Source organism: Pseudomonas sp. R3-41 (assembly GCF_054161485.1).
The window spans coordinates 3,982,054-4,002,291 of record NZ_CP096421.1; the positions used below are offsets into that span (position 1 = coordinate 3,982,054).

General features: G+C 62.8%; 16 protein-coding genes. 6 read left to right on the forward strand and 10 right to left on the reverse strand.

Annotated elements, in window-relative coordinates:
* Nucleotides 1–109: 109 nt before the first annotated feature.
* From M1D99_RS17475 to M1D99_RS17505, 7 genes are all read right to left on the reverse strand, one after another.
* The gene (locus M1D99_RS17475; protein ID WP_458130504.1) at nucleotides 110–2,530 is read right to left on the reverse strand and encodes an efflux RND transporter permease subunit; all 2,421 of its coding nucleotides are present in this window, start codon (nucleotides 2,528–2,530) and stop codon (nucleotides 110–112) included.
* A gap of 52 nt (nucleotides 2,531–2,582) precedes the next feature.
* Entirely contained in the window at nucleotides 2,583–3,686 is a 1,104-nt protein-coding gene (locus M1D99_RS17480) for a WD40/YVTN/BNR-like repeat-containing protein (RefSeq protein ID WP_458130505.1), read from the reverse strand.
* A 69-nt stretch (nucleotides 3,687–3,755) separates the two neighbouring features.
* Nucleotides 3,756–5,117: a DUF1329 domain-containing protein gene (locus tag M1D99_RS17485; RefSeq protein WP_186707635.1), complete on the reverse strand. Its 1,362-nt coding sequence runs from the start codon at nucleotides 5,115–5,117 to the stop codon at nucleotides 3,756–3,758.
* A 15-nt stretch (nucleotides 5,118–5,132) separates the two neighbouring features.
* Complete coding sequence (locus tag M1D99_RS17490; protein ID WP_458130506.1) at nucleotides 5,133–6,782, reverse strand: DUF1302 domain-containing protein; 1,650 nt, start codon at nucleotides 6,780–6,782, stop codon at nucleotides 5,133–5,135.
* 91 nt (nucleotides 6,783–6,873) lie between these two features.
* Nucleotides 6,874–7,641, reverse strand: a complete 768-nt coding sequence (locus tag M1D99_RS17495; RefSeq protein WP_458130507.1) for a coniferyl-alcohol dehydrogenase — start codon at nucleotides 7,639–7,641, stop codon at nucleotides 6,874–6,876.
* A 68-nt stretch (nucleotides 7,642–7,709) separates the two neighbouring features.
* On the reverse strand, nucleotides 7,710–9,182 hold the full coding sequence (locus M1D99_RS17500) for a benzaldehyde dehydrogenase (RefSeq protein WP_186707632.1): 1,473 nt from the start codon (nucleotides 9,180–9,182) through the stop codon (nucleotides 7,710–7,712).
* Nucleotides 9,183–9,395 (reverse strand): hypothetical protein, encoded by a 213-nt coding sequence (locus M1D99_RS17505; protein WP_434570686.1) that lies wholly within the window; start codon nucleotides 9,393–9,395, stop codon nucleotides 9,183–9,185. It abuts the gene before it with no gap.
* Nucleotides 9,396–9,467: 72 nt separating this feature from the next.
* Between M1D99_RS17505 and M1D99_RS17510 the strand changes: the two genes are divergently transcribed.
* Complete coding sequence (locus M1D99_RS17510; protein WP_458130508.1) at nucleotides 9,468–11,240, forward strand: sigma 54-interacting transcriptional regulator; 1,773 nt, start codon at nucleotides 9,468–9,470, stop codon at nucleotides 11,238–11,240.
* 272 nt (nucleotides 11,241–11,512) lie between these two features.
* Here M1D99_RS17510 and M1D99_RS17515 read toward each other — a convergent pair whose 3' ends face one another.
* Both M1D99_RS17515 and M1D99_RS17520 read right to left on the reverse strand, forming a co-directional pair.
* A complete protein-coding gene (locus M1D99_RS17515; RefSeq protein ID WP_458130509.1) occupies nucleotides 11,513–12,148 on the reverse strand; it encodes a hypothetical protein in 636 nt (211 codons plus the stop codon).
* Nucleotides 12,132–13,061, reverse strand: coding sequence for a cupin domain-containing protein (locus M1D99_RS17520; protein ID WP_434570692.1), 930 nt, complete (start codon nucleotides 13,059–13,061; stop codon nucleotides 12,132–12,134). Before M1D99_RS17520 ends, M1D99_RS17515 begins: the two co-directional genes overlap by 17 nt.
* Nucleotides 13,062–13,469: 408 nt before the next feature.
* On the opposite strand from M1D99_RS17520, the gene M1D99_RS17525 reads away from it, so the two are divergent.
* Nucleotides 13,470–14,243, forward strand: coding sequence for an L-iditol 2-dehydrogenase (locus M1D99_RS17525; protein ID WP_434570694.1), 774 nt, complete (start codon nucleotides 13,470–13,472; stop codon nucleotides 14,241–14,243).
* Between the two features lie 194 nt (nucleotides 14,244–14,437).
* Nucleotides 14,438–15,292 carry a CAP domain-containing protein gene (locus tag M1D99_RS17530; RefSeq protein WP_434570696.1) on the forward strand — a complete coding sequence of 285 codons (855 nt, stop codon included), beginning with the start codon at nucleotides 14,438–14,440 and terminating at the stop codon, nucleotides 15,290–15,292.
* 910 nt (nucleotides 15,293–16,202) lie between these two features.
* Here the strand turns inward: M1D99_RS17530 and M1D99_RS17535 are convergent.
* A complete protein-coding gene (locus tag M1D99_RS17535) occupies nucleotides 16,203–17,099 on the reverse strand; it encodes a LysR family transcriptional regulator (RefSeq protein WP_434570697.1) in 897 nt (298 codons plus the stop codon).
* A 101-nt stretch (nucleotides 17,100–17,200) separates the two neighbouring features.
* Here M1D99_RS17535 and M1D99_RS17540 point away from each other — a divergent pair, with 101 nt between their 5' ends.
* From M1D99_RS17540 to M1D99_RS17550, 3 genes are read left to right on the forward strand one after another with little or no spacing between them, the layout of a single operon-like run.
* A complete protein-coding gene (locus tag M1D99_RS17540; protein WP_458130510.1) occupies nucleotides 17,201–18,550 on the forward strand; it encodes an acyclic terpene utilization AtuA family protein in 1,350 nt (449 codons plus the stop codon).
* A complete protein-coding gene (locus M1D99_RS17545; protein WP_003201468.1) occupies nucleotides 18,550–18,873 on the forward strand; it encodes an AtuA-related protein in 324 nt (107 codons plus the stop codon). Before M1D99_RS17540 ends, M1D99_RS17545 begins: the two co-directional genes overlap by 1 nt.
* 52 nt (nucleotides 18,874–18,925) lie before the next feature.
* The gene (locus tag M1D99_RS17550) at nucleotides 18,926–20,233 is read left to right on the forward strand and encodes a CitMHS family transporter (protein WP_186707624.1); all 1,308 of its coding nucleotides are present in this window, start codon (nucleotides 18,926–18,928) and stop codon (nucleotides 20,231–20,233) included.
* The last annotated feature ends 5 nt before the right edge of the window (nucleotides 20,234–20,238 follow it).

Below are 20,238 nucleotides of genomic sequence, written 5' to 3' on the forward strand. Positions count from 1 at the left end.
AACTGTTACCTATGTGCGTGAACTGATTTGTAACCTATGTGGGTGAGTCATACCGGCGGAACCCTAAGTAGCCGTTACCCAAATAACGGATATTCACCCTGAGAAAACATCACCCCCGAACCCACCGCTCCCGCCGACTAAGCACAGGCTTTTTTACAAACACCCTCTGCGGCAACAGTAACCAAGCCAAGGCCGGCAGCAGAATCAAGGCCCCAAGCATGTTCACCAGGAACATAAAGGCCAGCAACACCCCCATGTCAGCCTGAAACTTGATCGGTGAAAACGCCCAGGTCGACACCGCCACCGCCAATGTCATGCCCGTCAGCAACACCACTTTTCCGGTAAACAGCAGCGCCTGGTAATACGCCTGGGCCAAGGTGTCGCCAGCACGCATCCGCACCAGGATCACGCTCAACACATAGAGCGCATAATCGACGCCAATGCCCACGCCCAAGGCAATGACCGGCAATGTCGCGACTTTCACCCCCATGCCCAGCCCCACCATCAGCGCCTCGCACAGGATCGAGGTGAGCATCAGCGGCAGCATCGCGCACAGGGTCGCCCGCCAGCTGCGGAAGGTCAGTAAACACAGCAGGCTGACCGCACCGTAGACCCAGAACAGCATCTCGCGCATGGACTTCTTCACCACGATATTGGTCGCCGCTTCGATCCCCGCGCTGCCGGCCGCCAGCATGAACTTGACCTCCGGCATCTGATGCCCGGCAATGAATCGCTCGCTGGCCTCCACCACCCGGTTCAAGGTGTCTGCCTTGTGGTCGGCCAGGTAGACGTACAACGACAGCATCGAACACCCCTGGTTGAACAACTCCCGCGGTGCGCGGGTTTGCACGGCACCCAGCGCGCCGTCGTTGGGGATCAGTTCATACCATTTGAAGTTGCCTTCGTTATAACCGGCTGTGGCGATCTTGCTCAGTGCCGCCATCGAGGTGGTCGACTCCACACCGGGCAATTGCTCCAGTTGCCAGGCCAGCGCGTCTACCGCGGACAGGCTGGCGTAACGGGTGCACTGATCCTCCGGCGTCTTGATCATGACCACGAAGATGTCCGAGCTGGCCGCGTAGTTTTGCGTCATGAACAGCGCATCGCGGTTGTAGCGCGAGTCGGCCCGCAGCTCCGGAGCGCCGGGGTCCAGGTCGCCGATTTTCAGGTGCAGGCTCACGGCAAAACCAAACGCGGCCAACAGCAAGCCAACCAGCATGGCGCCCATGGCCCAGCGCCGTTGGGTGAACAGATCGAGCACGCGCCACAGCGGATGCTTGATCTGCGCCTGTTGCTCATGGGTTTCCGCACTCAAGCTGCGTTGCGCCGCTGCCGGGCTGACGCCGATGTAGCTGAGCAGGATCGGCAGCAAAATAAGGTTGGTGAAAATCAGCACCGCCACACCGAGGCTGGCGGTGATCGCCAGGTCCTGGATCACCCGGATGTTGATCAGCAGCAACACCGCAAAACCGACCGCATCACAGAGCAACGCGGTGATCCCGGCAGCGAACAGCCGGCGGAAGGTATAACGCGCGGCGACCACCCGGTGAGTGCCACGGCCGATGTCCTGCATGATGCCGTTCATCTTCTGCGCGCCATGGCTCATACCGATGGCGAAGACCAGGAACGGCACCAGTGCCGAGTACGGGTCCAACTCATAACCGAGCAAGGCAAGCAGTCCCAGTTGCCAAAGCACCGCGGCCAGTGAACACGTCACCACCACCAGGGTGCTGCGCGCGCAACGGGTGTAGCCGAACAGCACCAGCACCGTCACCAGGACCGCCACCACGAAGAACAGCAGGACTTGGGTCATCCCCTCGATCAGGTCGCCGACGATTTTGGTAAAGCCGGTGATGTGAATCCGCAGGTCGTCGGTCTGGTACTTGTCCCGTAGCGCCTCCAGTTGCCGGGAGAATTCGCCGTAATCCAGCGCCTTGCCCGTCTGCGGATTGATTTCCAGCAACGGCACGAAGATCACGCTGGACTTGAAGTTGCCCGCGACCAATTGCCCGACTTCCCCGGAGCGGCCCACGTTGGTCCGCACCTGCTCGATGCTGGCGGCCGAGCCGTCGTAGTCGTCGGGGATCACCGTGCCGCCGTCCAGACCTTCTTCGGTCACGGCGGTCCAGCGCGTGGTCGGGGTCCATAGCGACTTCATGTAGGGACGGTCGACGCCCGGCAACAGATAAAGCTCGTCGTTGAGCTTGGCCAGGGTGTCGAGATAGTCCTTGGTGAAAATACTCCCCTGCTTGACCTCCACCGCAATGCGCAGCGAGTTGCCCAGGCCGCTCAACTCGCTGCGGTTCTCGAGGAAATTGGCGACATAGGGATGCCCGGTGGGAATGGTCTTCTCGTAGCTGGCATTGATGCCGATGCGGGTGGCTTGCCAACCAAGCACCAAGGTCACCAGCAGGCACAGCAGGACCACCACCGGACGATGGTTGAAGATCGCCCGCTCGGCGAAGTTGCCCGACGCCCGGTCGAAGTCTTCCTGGCGGCCGATCACGGTTTGGGTTCTGTCGTCTTTCAAGTTTGACTCCTGTTGCACGAGCCGTGGCCCGATAGCGCTACACCGTGAAGTTTCAAGGTTTACCCGAGGCGCGCGGATCCTGGTCAGCGGCCACGCCGCTCAAGCCGACGCTGGCCAGGCTGCCATCGACCGCCTGTTGCACGGCAGCGACGGTCCCGCCACTGCGACTCTGACGTTTGTCGAAGCTGCGTCCCTGGTCATGACTGAAGAGAAGCTCGCCACTCTGGCTGGCCAACAGCAGGCCGCCGTCGCGCAGTTCGAGGGCGCTTGCCAAGGTTGATTCGATGCCGGTTTCCAGACGTCGCCAACTGCCGCCACGGTCATCGGACCACCAGGCGTTGCCGCGCAAGCCATAGACAATCAGGGCCCCATCGCGGGTGCCGAGCAGGCCGAAAAAGCTGCCTTCATAAGGCGACTTCAAGGCCTGGAATGACTGCCCGGCATCGGTCGAACGCAACAACAGGCCGCGCTCCCCCACCAGCAGCAAATCCTTGCCCAAGGCACGGATGCCATACAGGTTCAAGCCCTGGGGATTGTCCACATGCTGCATCCACGGTTGCCAGCTTCGCCCGCCATCGTCGGTGCGGTAGATCTGGTTGTAGGCGCCCACGACGTAGCCGTGCAGACGGTCGCTGAAGTACAGGTCAAGAAACGGCTTGTCCGGCCCGTCATCGAGCATGTGCCGTGCCTGCGCCAAGTGGCTGGCACCGCCAGGTTGGTTGGCATCGCGCTCAGCGACTTGCACCGCCAGGGCGATGGCACGCTCGCCGTCGAGTTGTTTTTGCCAGGTTTCGCCGCCGTCCTGGGTGCGCAGCACCACGCCCAGATGACCGACCGCCCAGCCCTGCTCGGCATCGACGAACTGCACTGCCGTCAGGCTGACGCTGACCGGCACCTTGGCCTGGCGCCAACTCACGCCTGCGTCATCGGAAAGCAGCACGATCCCGCGCTCGCCCACTGCCACCAGGCGTTCGCCGGCCCGGCCCAGCCCGAGCAAGACCGCGCGCGGCGCCTTGGCCGTCGGCAGTGCCGGTTGCTGCAGCACCGCCAGGGTCGTGGCCTGTACGACCCAGGGCACGCTCGCCAACAGGCATCCGAACAAGGCGCAAGCCCCCCATAACGGACCGCGGCGCGCAAAGATTTTTTCAACGTTCATATCGTTATTCCGCCTGGAAAATCGTAAGCGACCGCGACGAACCGCCTCCTCGCCACGGCCGCCACCGGTTCAACGCATGTTTTCGTTGGCCATGGCATCCGGGGTGAAATAGGACGCCGAAGGCTTCGCGACTTTCTGGTACTGAACCGTCAGGTCGTTGCTTGATGAGTTGAGGAAGTAGGCCCCCGTGTCGAGGTTGTAGCTGCCCCACATGACCTGGGCGGTCAGGGCCGGGAGGTCCGGTGCCAGCAGCGTCAGCGAATACATCTGCCGGCCGAGCTTGCCCTGGGCGTCATAACCGTCGGCCATCAGGATCTGCCAGGAGTCCTCATCGACGTAGTAAGTGCGACGTGGCACGACATGGCGCTTACCAGATTTGAGCGTGGCCTCGACCACCCAGACCCGATGTTTCTCCCAACGCACCAGATCGGGGTTCAGGAAGTTCGCCTTGACCAGGTCGTCGCTCTTGGCCAGCGCAGCGCGGTTATTGTTGTAGGCGACGATCAGCTCTTTCTTGCCCACCAGCTTGAGGTCATAACGATCGGTCGGCCCGAACAGCATGAACGCTTCGTCGAACAAGCCGACGCCGGAGGTCACGAAGTCCGGCGTGTCATAGGCAATGTTCGGCGCCCGACGAACCCGGCGCTGACCAACCAGGTACTGCCAGGCCGCCCGATTGGCCGGGTCCAGGTCCCAATGGGTCATCAGGCCTTCGCCGGCCTTGGACGACGGCAGCTCGGTGAACAGCTTGCCCAGCAGGTACTTGCCCGAATAGTTTTCCAGGCTGCCGCCTTCGACGTAGTAGGGAAACTGGTAGGTGTATTGGGCCCGGGTCGCCTGGACTTTCTTGCCACCGGCGGTCATCAGCCAGGTATCGAATGGCGAGCTGATGGTGTCACCGCCCTGCCAGGACAGCCGATAATTCCACAGCACCTGCGCACCGTTTTCCGGGATCGGGAACGGGATGCCGCCGTACGCACTGGAGACCTTCTCACTGTCCACGTCCAGCGTGGCGCGGGTGGCGTTCTTGCTGGTGTTGTCATAGACCCATTGCGGCGCGGCAGCCGAGCGATGGGTCGGGTACACGTCCAGGCGGTAGTCCGGGTACTTTTTCAGCAGCAACTTGGTGCCTTCGGCCAATTCGCCAGCGTACTGCTCCATGTTCGCGGCCTTGATCGAATACAGCGGTTTCTCGCTGGCGAACGGATCGGCGCGCTTGTCGCCCGGTTTATAGCCGGGCGTGACCTGGGTGTAACCGCCCTGCCATGCCGGGATGCTGCCATCGGCGTTGCCGGCACGCTCGCCGCCCAGGGGGGTCAGATCGGTTTTCAAACGGGCGGCCTGTTCAGGCGATACCGCCGCCTGCGCCAGCCCCATGCCGGCGAGGGCCAGGGTCAGGACGCAGGTGTTCAGGAAAGCTGTGTTCTGCATGGCGAATCCACCTTATTAGAATGAGGTTTTCACGTAGAGCGAGACGAAGTCGCGGTCGGCCAACGACTGTCCGTAACTGAAATTGCCGTCCTCGCGCAGCCCGGCTTTCGGGGCACCGAAGAAGTTCACGTAATTGAGGCCGACGTCCCAGCGTTGCAGGTAGGTGGCTTTGAGCCCGACACTCCAGTCACCGGAATGGGTGTTGCCGAAGCCGGATTTGTTGACGGCCGATGAGCGCCCATCGAGCACGATCCCCATGCCGATCGGCACCGTCAGGTCGATCCCGTCGATAATCTGAAAGTACGCGGGCTCCAGCAGCACGCGCAGCGCCGTGGCATCGCGAGTGGTGTTGGAATCCAGGGCGGCCGGGTTCTTGGTCACGCTCAGGGTGCGGTTCCAGGCCAGTTCGGCCAGGGCCGAGCCGCCGTCCCAGAACGCATTGGGCGATAACAGGTAAATCGCCGACAGGTTGGCGTGGGCGGTCTTGCCCCTGGCGAACAGCTCATTGTCGCCACCATCGGCTTCCACGCCGGGGGCCACCACTTGCAGGTTGCTCACCAACGGCGCGTTCCAGCGCAACGACGTTTCACCGGCAAAGTTGAACGGGCCATAGGCGGTGGAGAAACTGACGCCGGCCGTCTTGATGTCTTCGGCGTAGACCTGACGATAGGAACCCAGGATCGGCAACCCGCTGGCCGCTGCCGCCGGACCGTCCAGGTAGGCATACAACCCGATCGGCGCTTTATCGTGATACTGGGCCGCGTAGAAACCCAGTTCCAGCTCGGTGCCGCTCGGCTTGAAGCGGATCTGCATGCCGCCCTGCCCTGAATTGCGCGGTTTCAGGTCGCCGTCATTCACCGTGTCATTGCCAAAGACTTCGCGCAGCGGACCGCTGCCGTAACCGATGGCATCGACGTCGCTCAGGTAGCTGCCGGCGCCGGGCAGGTTGGAACGCTCCCACTCGAACTGATAGTAAGCGCCCACGGACAATTGCGGGTTGATCTGCAACTGCCCGGAGATCTGATTGACCGGGCGCAGGATCTCCTTGAACTGCGTACCCGGCACGCTGAGCAACTTGACGACGTCGGTCGGCCCCTGGGCATTGGCGATGCCGTTGCCACCGTAAAATAGGCTCTCCCCGTAGATCAGGCTGTGGCGGCCCAGGCGCGCCACGCCCTGGGAGTCTTCACCCAGATCACCGCGCACGAACACGAAGGCATCGAGAATTTCCGCGTCGCGACCGTGGAGCTCGCGGGTTTCGCTGAGGAAATGCGGTTGCTCGCTGCTGTCGGTGTCCTGGTTGTAGATATCGTCGTACCAGGCCGCGCCGCTCACTCGCAGGCCATAGTTTTGCCGGCTGAGGTCCATTTCGGAGAACAGGTCCAGGCGGTTGGAGACCAGGCCGCGACTGAAGTTCTTGTCACCCTGGCTCTGGATCGAGGGGTACAGGCCGTTGGCGGTCGGCGCGTTGACCAAGCGGCTGTCCTGCCCTTGCAGGCGCCAGGCCTGGCTGTACTTGATGGTGTTGTCCCAGCGCAGTTTCCAGTCGGAGTCACCCAGGTCCATTTGCATGGCTTCGACCCGATCGACCATCACACCGGTGCTGCATAACGCCAGGAACAGCGCGCAATGCTTGAAACGAAAGCTCTCTTTGACGTTATCCATGGACGCTTCTCATTATTGTTATTTTTGGGCATGGCTTTGGCAGCCAACACGCTCAGGTCGCGGCTTGCGCCGCTTTCCACAGGTGCGCATTTCAAACGTAGGTGGAGGCCAATCCCCCATCGACCGGCAGGTTCACGCCGTTGATCCAGCGCGACTCGTCGGCACACAGGAACGCGATCACCGCCGCCACCTCATCGGCGTAGGCGGGACGTTTCATGCGGTGGGCATCGGCCTGGGTCCGCGCCTCGCCGAGCATGCTCACGAAGTCGTCGAGGATGGGCGTGAACACCGGGCCTGGGGCGACACTGTTCATGCGCACCGAATGCTCGAGGAACCAGGGCTGGGCCTGCAGGTAGTTCCAGACGATCAAGGCTTCCTTGAAGTACTGGTAGCAGGTCTGGTCCGGCACCGGGTGGTCGGCCAGCCAGGCTTGCGCGGCGGCAAAATCCTCGATGCGCGCCAGCGCCTTGTGCTGTTCCAGACGCAGCGGCCATTCGGCGCCAAGGATCGAGGCGATATTGACGATGCTGCCGCCAGCGCTGATACGCGGCAGCAGCGCACGGCTCAGGTGGCGCAGCCCAAGGTAGTTGACCCGCGCCAGCAGTCGCGGATTGGCGGTGCCCGGCACACCGGCAATGTTGCACAGGCTGTCGAGCCGTGCGGGCAGCTGTGGCAGCAGGCGGTCGATGTTCTCGGCGCTGCTCAAGTCGCCCTGTACAAAACCGTCCAGGGTCATGTGCGGCGCCTTGAGGTCCACGCCAATCACCTGGGCGCCGTGGGCACGCAGCAAGCTCGCCGTGGCAGCACCGATACCCGACGAGACACCCGTCACCAGCACAATCTTGTTGTCGAGTTTCATGTTGAGTCCTCTTCTTATTGTTGTGTACTCGCCGGGCCCAGCTCATCGGGCCCGGTAAAAACGGCCGGTCAGAACGGGTAGACCGGCGCCGTGTCCTTGATCGTGACCCACTGCCATTGGGTGTATTCGTCCCAGTCCGCCGGGCCGCCGACACTGCCGCCATTGCCCGAGGCGCCGCGTCCGCCGAACGGGTTGACGCACTCATCGGCGACGGTCTGGTCATTGATGTGCAACATGCCGCACTGCAACCGCTCACCGATGGCCATGGCCCGGCCCACCGACGGTGAAATGATCGCTGCGGCCAAGCCGTACTCGGTGCGATTGGCCAACTCGATGGCTTCGTCGTCGGTGGCGAAGCTGACCACCGTGGCCACGGGCCCGAAGATCTCTTCGTCGAAAGCACGCATGCCCGGCTTCACGCCGCTGAGCACAGTGGCCTCGTAGAACAGCCGATCGTGGTCGCCGCCCGCTTCCAGCCGAGCCCCGGCAAGCACGGTGTCGCTGACGATGTCGTGGACCCGTTGCAACTGCCGCTGATTGATCAGCGGCCCCATCGCGGCTTCTTCCCGGGCAGCGTTGCCAGTCGTCATGGCCTGGGCCTTTTCCACCAGTTTGCGGGTCAGCTCGGCGGCGATGGATTCATGGGCGAGGATCAAGCCGGTGGCCATGCAAATCTGCCCTTGGTGCAGCCAGGCGCCCCAGGCCGCGTTCCGGGCCGCGAGGTCGAGGTCGGCATCTTCGAGAATGATCAGCGGGTTCTTGCCACCCAACTCCAGGGCGACCTTCTTCAGGTTGCGCCCGGCCACTTCAGCGACCTTGCGCCCGGCGCCGGTGGAACCGGTGAAGGCGATCATGCGCACGTTAGGATCGCGGCACAGCGCCTCACCGGCATCCGCCGCGCCGGGCAACACTTGCAACAAGCCCTTGGGCAGGCCCGCCGCCTCGAACAAGCAGGCAATGAGGAAACCGCCACTCACCGGGGTCTGCGGATCCGGCTTGAGCACCACCGCGTTGCCCGCCGCCAGGGCCGGCGCGACAGAGCGCATGGACAGCACCAAGGGAAAGTTGAAGGGTGAAATTACCCCGACCACGCCGTGGGGCTGACGCCGCGCATAGGACAGGCGCCCCGCCTCGCTGGGCAAGACCACCCCATGGGCCTGGGACAACAGGCCGGCGGCCTGGTGCAACAGCACGATGGCTTCGCGTACCTCGTGCTGTCCCTTGAACAGTGCAGCGCCGGTCTCCCGGGCCACGTACAACGCCAGTTCGTCGAAGGACTGCTCGGCTACATCGGCGGCCTTGCGGAAGATCGCCGCCCGTTGCCGCGGGCCCAGGGCCGCCCATGCCGGCTGAGCGAGGGCTGCGTCGCGACTGGCCTTGGCGATGTCGGCGGTGTCGGCCGTGGCACAGCGCATCAGCCGCTCACCGGTGGCCGGTTCGATGATCGTTTGCAGCGGGCCCGAGGCAGGCACCCAGTCACCGTTGAAGACACATTCCGACTCGATCACCTGGGACAACAGGTGGCTCTTGGATGCAGACATTTAACACTCCCGGCTCTTTGTTGTTGTCATCGTTTGCCGCACCTGGACGGTGTCGACGCAAACGCCGTGCAAGTGCTTGAGCAAGCGCTGTGCCGGTTTTGCCCGCAGGCCTTGATAAACCTGGCGCAGGGCTCTGGCCCAGGGTTCTTCGCCGGACACGACGGGGCGGGAGCCGTCGCTATCCTGGCCGTTGGCCAGCTGCCGCTTGTTCATTTGATAAAGTTATGCTTAATAACTATCTCGCCAGGTGATCATTTCGATCACTCCGCCATCAGGGGCATAACAATGAATAATCCCCACTGCCAGTTGCCGGACCGGATCGCCACCGAGCATTTCCATCCACGGGGCGACAGCAAAGAGCTGAGCGACAGCAGTTCGCCCACCACGGCAGAGCTCACCGCGTGCCTGTTTTTCTCCCCCGACGATGGCCGTATCTGGCTCAACGACCAGCGCATGTTGCTGCTGCACAGTTCCTCCTTCGGTGCGTTGCGCCGGGAAATCATCGAGCGCCAGGGGCTGGAGCAGGCCCGCGGCATGCTCACCCGCACCGGCTATTCGTCCGGCGCCCGCGACGCCCGGCTGATTCGTGAACGCTGGCCCCATGCCGATGCCGCGGCGGTGTTCCGCGCCGGCACGCACCTGCATACCCTCGAAGGCATGACCAAGGTCGAGCCGCTGCATTTCAAATTCGACGCCGACTCGGGGTTCTATGAAGGGGAATTTCTCTGGCATCACTCCTGCGAGGCCGATGAGCATGTCGCCGCCTATGGCACCGGGCAGGATCCGGTGTGCTGGACCGAACTGGGCTACGCCATCGGATTCGTCAGCGGGCTGTTCGGGCAACTGGTGGTCTTTCGAGAAGTGGAATGCCGGGGCATGGGTCATGAACGCTGCCGAGTCGTCGGCAAGACTGCCGAGCAATGGGGTGACATCGAGCAGGACCTGAACTACCTCAATGCATCACCGACGACGGTCGTTCCGCGCGCCGATACTCAGTCCGACAACGTCGCCGGAACCGCCCCGCTGCCGGACAGCGAACAGCCGCTGATCGGTGCCAGCGCCGCCTTCAACGCCGCGACCCAGGCCTTGCAACGGGTGGCCTTGACCCCCGCCACCGTGCTGGTCAGCGGCGAGTCCGGCGTCGGCAAGGAGATGTTCGCCCGCCAGTTGCACCAACTGAGTCGCCGCCGTGACGGTCCGTTCATCGCCCTCAACTGCGCGGCCATCCCCGACAACCTGATCGAGGCCGAACTGTTCGGCGTCGAGCGCGGTGCCTACACCGGCGCCACCCATTCACGCCCCGGACGTTTCGAACGCGCCCATGGCGGTACGTTGTTCCTGGACGAGATCACCTGCCTGAGCCTGGCCGGGCAAAGCAAGCTGCTGCGCGCCTTGCAGGAGCGGGAAATCGAACGGGTTGGCGGCGGCCATGGCATCAAAGTCGATGTGCGAGTCGTGGCGGCCACCAACATCGACCTGCGCAAGGCCGTGGCGGACGGCGCGTTCCGTGAAGACCTGTTCTACCGGCTCAACGTCTACCCCATCGCCCTGCCGCCCCTGCGCGAGCGTCGCGACGACATACCGTTGCTGATCAATGCCTTTCTCAAGCGCTTCTGCCAGGAATACGGCCGCACGCCGATGGGGCTGACCATGCGCGCCTTGAAGGTGCTGTTGCGCTATGACTTTCCGGGCAACGTGCGGGAATTGCAGAACCTCATCGAACGCGGCCTGATCGCCAGCGAAGAGGGTCAGGCGATCGATCTGGTCCACCTGTTTCGCAATGAGCAATTGCCGGTGGATGCGTACTCCGTGGACCACCTCGGCGGCCTCTCGACCATGGGCCTGGTCGGCAACGACGTGGCAGAAAAACCGGCGCTGCTCCGGTCACTCAGCCAACTGGACGCGGACTTCTCCATTGACGGGCTGGAATCGCGGCTGATCAACGAAGCCCTGCAACTGAGCAGCGGAAACCTGGCGGCGGCCGCACGCTCGCTGGGGCTGAGCCGGGCGCAATTCGCCTATCGGTTGAAGAAGCATCAGAAAGGTGTCCAAGTCTAAACACCGAACTAATGTGGGGGGCTTGCTCGCGAAAGCGGTGGGCCAGCTTGCATGTATGTCGAATGTGCTGACGCCTTCGCGAGCAAGCTCGCTCCCACACTGGTTTCTGGGTGGCCGCACGATCTGTATCCACCCCAGATCTCCTGTGGGAGCGAGCCTGCTCGCGATGGCGGTGGGTCAGGTGGCGTTGATGTGGGCTGGGCTGACGCTTTCGCGAGCAAGCTCGCTCCCACATGGGTTCCGGGTGGTTTCGAGGCCTGTGTTCAGGCTGATCAATCCGTCGTACTTGCAGCCAGCACAGCGAGCGTGCGGCGCTTGGGGTTCCAGATGCTCAGGCACCAGACGCCCCACCACTCCAGGCCATCGTCGAAATAATCGCTCCAGGGCTCACGGGCCGGATCGGGTTCGTCGCTGGCGGTCCAGTTGAAGTTGAAGTTGTCGACCCAACTCAACACCACGACATCGATCCCTTCTTCGAGCCCGAGCAAATCGAGCCATGCCTTGAACAGCGCTTGCGGCGTTTCGTCGCTGAAACGGGTGCCATAGGGCGGTTCGCAGAAGTCCGCGTACAAGGCGTAGGGCTGCTGATTGTGTTCGCCCACGTCGGTGCGCATGAGTCGGGTCACCTCCTCGTGGGTCAGCGGCTTGGCGACAGCCTTGTCCAGATCCCAACTCATGATGGGCGACGCAACCTCGGCATCGCGCGGATCGAGGGTCAGTTGGCGGTGACGTTCCAGCCATATGGCCTTGATCTGCTGGAACAACAGATCCACGGCCTGGCGATGGAGCGCCTCGTCAACCGCCTCATTCGACTCAGGCGCGAGTATCAGGAATTCGAAGGCGCAACCGGCCCTCTCCATCCGTTGGCGCAACAATGCACTGGTTGGCTGTTCAACGACGTTCAACATGACAGTCTCCGTCAGACAGGGGAAAAGCGCCCCGCCGATACTCGCTGGGGGTCTGGTTCATTTCGATGCGGAAATGCCGGTTGAAGTTGGACAGATTGTTATAGCCCACTTCAAAACAGATGTCGGTCACCGGCATTTCGCTTTGCAACAACAAACGGCAGGCGCGCTGGACCCGCAACTTGCGCATCAGGTCGATGAAACCGTGCCCGGTGATGCGCTTGAAGAATCGCGAGAAGCCTGGCTCGCTCATGTCCAATTGGCGGGCGATCACCGACAGTCTCAGGTCGCCGGTGAGTTCGGCTTGCAGGTACTCGAAGGCTTTGTGGATACGCTCGGAACTGCGGGCATCGAGGGCCGGTGCGTAACATGGGCTCGCCAGGCTCAGGACCTCGTCACCGGGAGCCTGGTTGAGGGTGTGGAGCAACTCCAGGAACAGCGTCAATCGCGCCAGCCCCTGGGCCGGGCCGATGGTTTCCAGCAGGTGCGCAGCCCTCAGTGCGGTGTCTCCTGCGAAGGCCAGCCCACGGCGGGCTCGTTCGAACAGCCCCTGCAGATCCCCCAGTTCAGGCAGGGTGCGACGCAAGGTCAGCAGCGTGGCGCCGTCGAATTGCAACACCACGTCACGTCCGATCAAGTATTCCCCCGACGCCAGATCGCCCATCCAGTCGTGGGGTAAATCCGGGCCGATCATCGCCACATGACCGGGGCCAAACGGGCCGATGTAGTCGCCCGCCAACAGTTTGCCGCTGCCCTGGCGGATCAGGTGGATCTCGAATTCAGGATGATGGTTCCAGCGCGCCAGCGGGTACGGGTAATCGTGCTCGTACCAGCGAAAACTGTGTTCGGGTTCGGGCAGGATGACTTCCAGTTCGGCCGGTCGCTGCTCGAACAGGGGCGTTCGGTGATCAGGCATGTCGCGCCTCTTTTAGCGTTATAGCGGGCACCTTACGCCGAGTGCGCAGCGCTTAGCCAGCCTCGGCCAGACCGACCGCTGGTACTTTTTTAACCCGCGCCTGTCACGTTCAGCGACGTTAAAAAAATATCAGCCCACGATTCTCCCCGCGTTTGTCCTCCTCCACGGGCGCTGCTGTAATCGGCTTATCCATGACCGCAATGCTGTTCACTTAAGGCAATCGGCAAACCCGTGGCGAGGGAGCTTGCTCCCGCTGGGCCGCAAAGCGGCCCCAAAACCTGCCAAGTGCGGCGTATCAGACACACCGCACCCGCCGGTTTACGACTGCTTCGCAGTCGAGCGGGAGCAAGCTCCCTCGCCACAAGGGCTGTGTGCACCGCCTACTCCCTAGACTGACAGGAAAACCCCATGAAACGACTCGAAGGAAAAAGTGCCCTGGTGACCGGCGCCGCCCGTGGCATCGGCAAGGCATTCGCCCAGGCCTATATCAACGAAGGCGCCACCGTGGCGATCGCTGATATCGACCTTGACCAAGCCCAGGCCACCGCCATCGAACTGGGCGGCTGCGCCTACGCCGTCAAAATGGACGTGACCGACCAGGCGTCGATCGACCAGGCCATCGAGGCCGTGGTGGCCCGGGCGGGCAAGCTGGATATCCTGATCAACAACGCCGCGCTGTTCGACCTGGCGCCCATCATCGACATCCCCCGACAAAGCTACGAGCGGCTGTTTTCCATCAACGTCGCCGGCACGCTGTTCACGCTGCAGGCGGCGGCGCGGCAGATGATTCGCCAGGGCCATGGCGGCCGGATCATCAACATGGCCAGCCAGGCCGGCCGGCGTGGCGAGCCCCTGGTGGCGATCTATTGCGCCACCAAGGCCGCGGTGATCAGCCTGACCCAGTCCGCCGGGCTGGACCTGATCAAGCATCGGATCAACGTCAACGCCATCGCCCCCGGCGTGGTGGATGGCGAGCACTGGGATGGCGTGGACGCGCTGTTCGCCCGTCACGAAAACCTGCCGCTGGGGGAAAAGAAGCGCCAGGTTGCGGAGCAAGTACCCTATGGCCGGATGGGCACCGCCGAGGACCTCACCGGAATGGCGATTTTCCTGGCCTCGGCGGAGAGCGAATACGTGGTGGCACAGACGTATAACGTCGATGGGGGTAACTGGATGAGCTGATAATCGAGGTTTTTATGGCCTTGAAACGACGGAAATGGACTTATTCGCTTGAAAACTGATCCCACTACTTGAGGATTGTCCCGAACGGTGCCCAACGGTACCGTTCCAAGGGATTTCAAGAGAGCGTGAATACCGTTGCCCCGGCGGGGCAAAAATTGCGCATCATAGGCGCCGTCCGCTCAAGGGAGATTTACATGCGTGCCATTTCATCCGTCATGGGTCTTGTCGTGCTGTCGCTGGGCCTGGCGTTCACCACCAGCGCCACGGCCACCGAAGAGACGCAACTGGTCGAGTCCATCAACCTTTACCGCAGCCAATCCCAAAGCTGTGCCGGCCAGGCCTCGTTGGAGCTGCCGCCGCTGGCGATGGACTCCCGGCTGATCCTGTCGGCCAATGGCATCGGCGACCTGCAACAGGCGCTGGCGCGGGCGGCCTATCCCATGGTCAACGTGCAAGCCATCAGCCTGTCCGGGCCGCGGGATGCGCAATCGGCCATGAAAGCCGTGCAGGAAAGCTTCTGCCAGGTGGTGCTCGACCCACAGTTCGTCGACATCGGCGTCAGCCGCCTGGATCGCGAATGGCGCATCGTGCTGGCGCGCCCGTTGCTGTCAGCGCGCCTGGGTGATTGGCAAGCGGAGGGCCAGAAACTGCTGAAGCTGATCAACAGCGCCCGCGCCCAGCCGCGTCGCTGCGGCACCGAAGCCTTCGCCGCCACCACGCCGCTGGGCTGGAACGCCACCCTGGCCCTGGCCGCCGTCACGCACACCCGGGCCATGGCCAACAACAATTTCTTCGACCACAAAGACCGCGACAACCGCACGCCCGGCGACCGCGCCGAACTGGCCGGCTACCTGGGCCAATTGATCGGCGAGAACATTGCCGCCGGACAAGACACCGCGCTCAAGGTGGTGGATGGCTGGCTGGCCAGCCCAGGGCACTGCGCCAACCTGATGAACCCGCAGTTCCGCGAATTGGGCGCCGGGTATGCGACCGATCCGAAAAGCGATGCGGGGATCTATTGGACGGCGATGTTTGGCACGCCGCAGTAGCGGTGCCATCGCGAGCAAGCTCGCTTCCACAGTGGGATTTTTTGGCGGCCATGCGATCAAGTCCCAGCGCCAGCCAGTGTGGGAGCGAGCCTGCTCGCGAAGGCGGCGGCATATTCAACATCGATGCAGTCTGAACCACCGTTTTCGCGAGCAGGCTCGCTCCCACAGGGGATTTATGGCGGTCATGCGCTCAAGTTCCACCACCCGCCAATGTGGGAGCGAGCCTGCTCGCGAAGGCGGTGGCATATTCAACATCGATGCAAACTGAACAACCGTTTTCGCGAGCAGGCTCGCTCCCACAGGGGATTTATGGCGGTCATGCGCTCAAGTTCCACCACCCGCCAATGTGGGAGCGGGCTTGCTCGCGAAGGCGGCGGCATATTCAACATCGATGCAGTCTGAACCACCGTTTTCGCGAAGCAGGCTCGCTCCCACAGGGGATTTATGGCGGTCATGCGCTCAAGTTCCACCACCCGCCAGTGTGGGGGCGAGCCTGCTCGCGAAGGCGGTGGCATATTCAACATCGATGCAAGCTGAACAACCGTTTTCGCGAGCAGGCTCGCACAGGGGATTTATGGCGGCCATGCGATCAAGTCCCAGCGCCAGCCAGTGTGGGAGCGAGCCTGCTCGCGAAGGCGGCGGCATATTCAACATCGATGCAGTCTGAACCACCGTTTTCGCGAGCAGGCTCGCTCCCACAGGGGATTTATGGCGGTCATGCGCTCAAGTTCCACCACCCGCCAATGTGGGAGCGGGCTTGCTCGCGAAGGCGGTGGCATATTCAACATCGATGCAAGCTGAACAACCGTTTTCGCGAGCGAGCCCGCTCCCAAAGGGGATTGGCGGTGTTCATCAATAGCGTGTCCCACGCGCTCCCCCTGTGGGAGCGAGCTTGCTCGCGATAGCCAGCTCAGCGCCCATGGCTGACCTCATCCTGCCGCAGCACCTGCCGCACATGCCCCATGAACTGGCTCAACGAAGGTGATGGGGCCACCGGCTTGCGCTGCAACAGGCCGATCGAGCGTTTCGCCGGCTGGTCGATGGCAGTAACCGTGCACTGCTCGCCAATGTTGAACACGGCCGTGCAACTGGCCGGCAGCAGGGAGAATCCCAATCCTTCGCGCACCAACGCCGTGGCGGTGCTCATGTGCGCGACCTCCCACGCCGGAACCGCATCGACGTTCAGATAGCGCAACGCAGCGTCAGCCAGGGGACGGATGCTGGTGTCGGGCGTAAGCGCGATGTAGGGCTGCCGCTTCCAGTCGTCCAGGGCTTCGCGCAGGTGATCCTTGTGGCTCAATAGCACAAGGTTGTCATCCAGCAGTCGCTCGAAACTCAATCCGGAAAGATCGTCAGGCAGCGAACTGATGCCGGCGTCCACCTCGCCTCGCTGCACCCAGCCCATGATTTCCCCCGCACGGCCATCCAGCAAGCTCACCGTCACGCCCGGGTTCTCACGCTGGAAAGCAGCAATGGCGATCGGCAGGAACGACGCGGCGGCGGTAGGCAGGGCCGCCAGCCGGAGCGTACCCCGGCTCAGGTTGAGGGTGTCACGAGCATCGCGCACGGCATCGTCCATGTCCCGGAGCATGCGCCGGGCCTGGGGCAGGAAGTGCTCACCGGCGGGCGTCAGTTCGACGCTGCGGGTGTTACGCGCGAGCAATTGCAAGCCCATGCTCTCTTCCAATTTGCGAATGCTGTAGCTCAACGCCGGTTGGGAAAGGTGCAGTTGTTCTGCCGTGCGGGTAAAGCTCGACGTCTCGGCGATCAGGATGAAGGCACGAAGCTGACGAAAAGAAACGTTCATGGCCCACTCATAAAATTACTGAATCAATTGATTCTATCTTTAAAATTCAAAGAATAATCCAGCCCCTTCACTATGGAGCCACCCTTCAGTGGAACTCGGACATGACAAAAACAATTCTCGTCGGGTGTGGCGCCGGTTTCGCCAATGATCGACCCGACGCCGCCCTGCGCCTGGCCCAGGACCTGGCGCAACGCAGCGGCCAGCGCTACATCATGCTGGAGCTACTGGCTGAGCGGACCCTGGCCGAGGCGCAGCTACGCAAACGACTTGATCCAGAGACAGGCTACTCCGCCCGCCTGTTCGACTTCCTCGAACCCATGCTCGACCTGTGCATCAAGGCCGGCATCCCGATCATCACCAACGGCGGCGCCGCTAATCCCCGGGCGGCGGCGCAACGGCTGCGCCATGGGTTGGCGGGTCGTTTCCCTGAGCTGAAAATCGCCTGTGTACTGGGCGATGACCTGTTGGAAGAAACGCCTCCCCGCTACGAACGATGGTTGTCATCGGCCCCCTTGGAGCACCCCGTTTCGGTGAACGTCTACACCGGGGCCGACGGTATTGCCCAGGCGTTGGCCGAGGGCGCCGGCATCGTGCTGTGTGGCCGGGTCGCGGATCCGTCGCTGGCGGTGGGGGCGATCCGCCATGGGCTGGGTTGGGCGGCTGACGATTGGCAGAAAATGGCCGTCGCCACCACGGCCGGGCATCTGCTGGAATGTTGCACCCAGGTTACTGGCGGCTACTTTGCCCATCCTGGGGTGAAAGACATTCCAGACCCAGCCAATCTCGGTTGCCCAATCGCCGAGGTCCACCAGGACGGCCGCCTGATCATCGGCAAGACTCGCAACAGCGGTGGCCGGGTCAGCGAACAGACCGTCAAGGAACAACTCCTCTACGAAGTACATGACCCTCGACGCTATCTGACGCCAGATGTGGTGCTGGACCTGGGCCAGGCCCGCGTCCAGGATTTGGGTGGGGACCGTGTCGAGATCAGTGGCCTGCTTGGTCATCCACGTCCCTACACGCTCAAGGGCCTGGCGGGGGTGCGCGGCCTGTGGTTCGGCGAGGCGGAAATCTCCTACGCAGGTCCCGGTGCCGTGGCGCGTGCCGCGCTGGCGCGGGAGATCCTGCTGCAACGTTTTGACCAATTGGCACCGGGAATACAGCCCTGGATCGACCTGTCCGGGGTTGCCAGCCTTTTCAACGACCACGGCGGTCGTTATCTGCAAAAGCAACTGGCCCAGGCGCCTTCCCTGGAGGATGTGCGCGTGCGCATCGGCTTGACCCACACCGACCGATTGCTGGTGGAAGCGCTGCTGGCAGAGGTTGAGTCGCTCTATACCAACGGGCCCGCGGGCGGCGGTGGCGTGCGCCGGCACCTCGCCGAGACTGTCACCACTCGCAGCTTCCTGCTGCCGCGAAATGAAATCCACACAACCCTGGAGTGGTATTGATGAACCTGGTCACCCTCGCTGACTATGCCCATGCCCGTGCTGGCGACAAAGGCAACATTCTCAGCATCGCCCTGTTTCCCCACGATCCTGCCCACTACCCCTGGCTGCTACGGGAACTGACCTGCGCCCGGGTGGCCGAGCAATTCGCGACGCGCCAGCCCTCCAAGGTGCATCGCTATGAGCTGCCGAACCTGAACGCATTGAATTTCGTACTTGAGGACGCCCTGGAGGGTGGGGTGAACCGCAGTTGCGGTCTTGACCGTCACGGCAAAAGCCTGAGTTACCTGCTGCTGGCCTTGCGTTTGCCAGGCCCGCAAGGCTGACCGAGCCACCGCCCGCGCACCATCCGACAACAATAAAAAGAGAGGCTGCAACATGATTACAACCCTGGGTTTCCTGATGATGTTCGCCATCATCGGCTTGATATTGCTGCGCAGGATCAGTCCGGTCGTGGCGTTCACCACCCTTCCCGTGGTCGTTTGCCTGCTGGCCGGTTTCAATCTCGGACAGATCGGCGAGTTCATCAAGGCCGGCCTGATTACAGTGGCCCCGACCGCCGCACTGTTTCTGTTTGCCATCCTGTTTTTCGGCATCATGCGTGACCGCGGACTGTTCGATCCGTTGGTCAATCTGCTGATCCGCAGCACGGGCGGCAAGCCGTTGGCCGTGGCGTTGGTAACGGTATTGGTGACGTCGGTGGTTCACCTCGACGGCGTCGGCGCCGCCACGTTCTTGCTGACCATCCCGGCCCTGCTGCCCTTGTACAAACGCCTGAACATGAGCCCAGCGATGCTGTTGTGCCTGGTCGGCACTACCGCCGGTGTCATCAATATGGTCCCTTGGGGCGGCACGACCGCACGGGCCGCCGCGGTGTCGGGGCTGGATGCCACGCAGTTGTGGCTAGGATTGCTGCCGGTGCAGATGGTGGGCCTGGCGTGCATGCTGCTGGTCGCGACCGTATTGGGCCTGCGCGCCCAACGTCGCCAACCGATGTCCCTCGGGGCAGCGGCGACGTGCGACCTCGACGGCCTGCAACCCCAGGACCGGGAATTCAGCCTCTCGCCCCGAGAGCTGCGCTACTGGCTGAACGTGGCGCTGACCGCTGGGATCCTGGTGTGCCTGTTCACCGGTATTTTCCCCCTGTACGCCTGTTTCATGGTGGGACTGGGCATCGCCCTGCCCTTGAACTTCCCGTCCCTGGACGCCCAGGCCGAACGCCTCAAGGCCCATGCGGCCGACGCGCTGCAAATGGTCCTGGTGATGATGGCCGCTGCCGTCCTGTTGGGCGTGCTCTCCGGTGCGAAGATGTCCGACGGGATGGCCTTGGCACTGATCGATATCCTGCCGGCGGGATCCGCCCAATACCTGCATGTGATCGTCGGTTTCTTCGGCGTGCCCCTGGGCATGATCTTTTCACCGGACGCCTATTATTTCGCCCTGCTTCCGGTGATCAAGGACGTGGCCGCCGCCGCGGGTGTTCCTCTCGAAGCCGTGGCCCGGGCCATGCTGATCGGGGAGAACACCGGCTTTTCCATCAGCCCGGTGGTGCCCAGCGTCTATCTAGCACTGGCGTTGTCCGGGGTGGAGCTGCGCAAGCACATCACCTATACGTTCTTCTGGGCCTGGGGCGTCAGCCTGGTGATGCTTGCCTTTGCCGTGGCAACCGGCGCGGTACAGGTATAACGCTC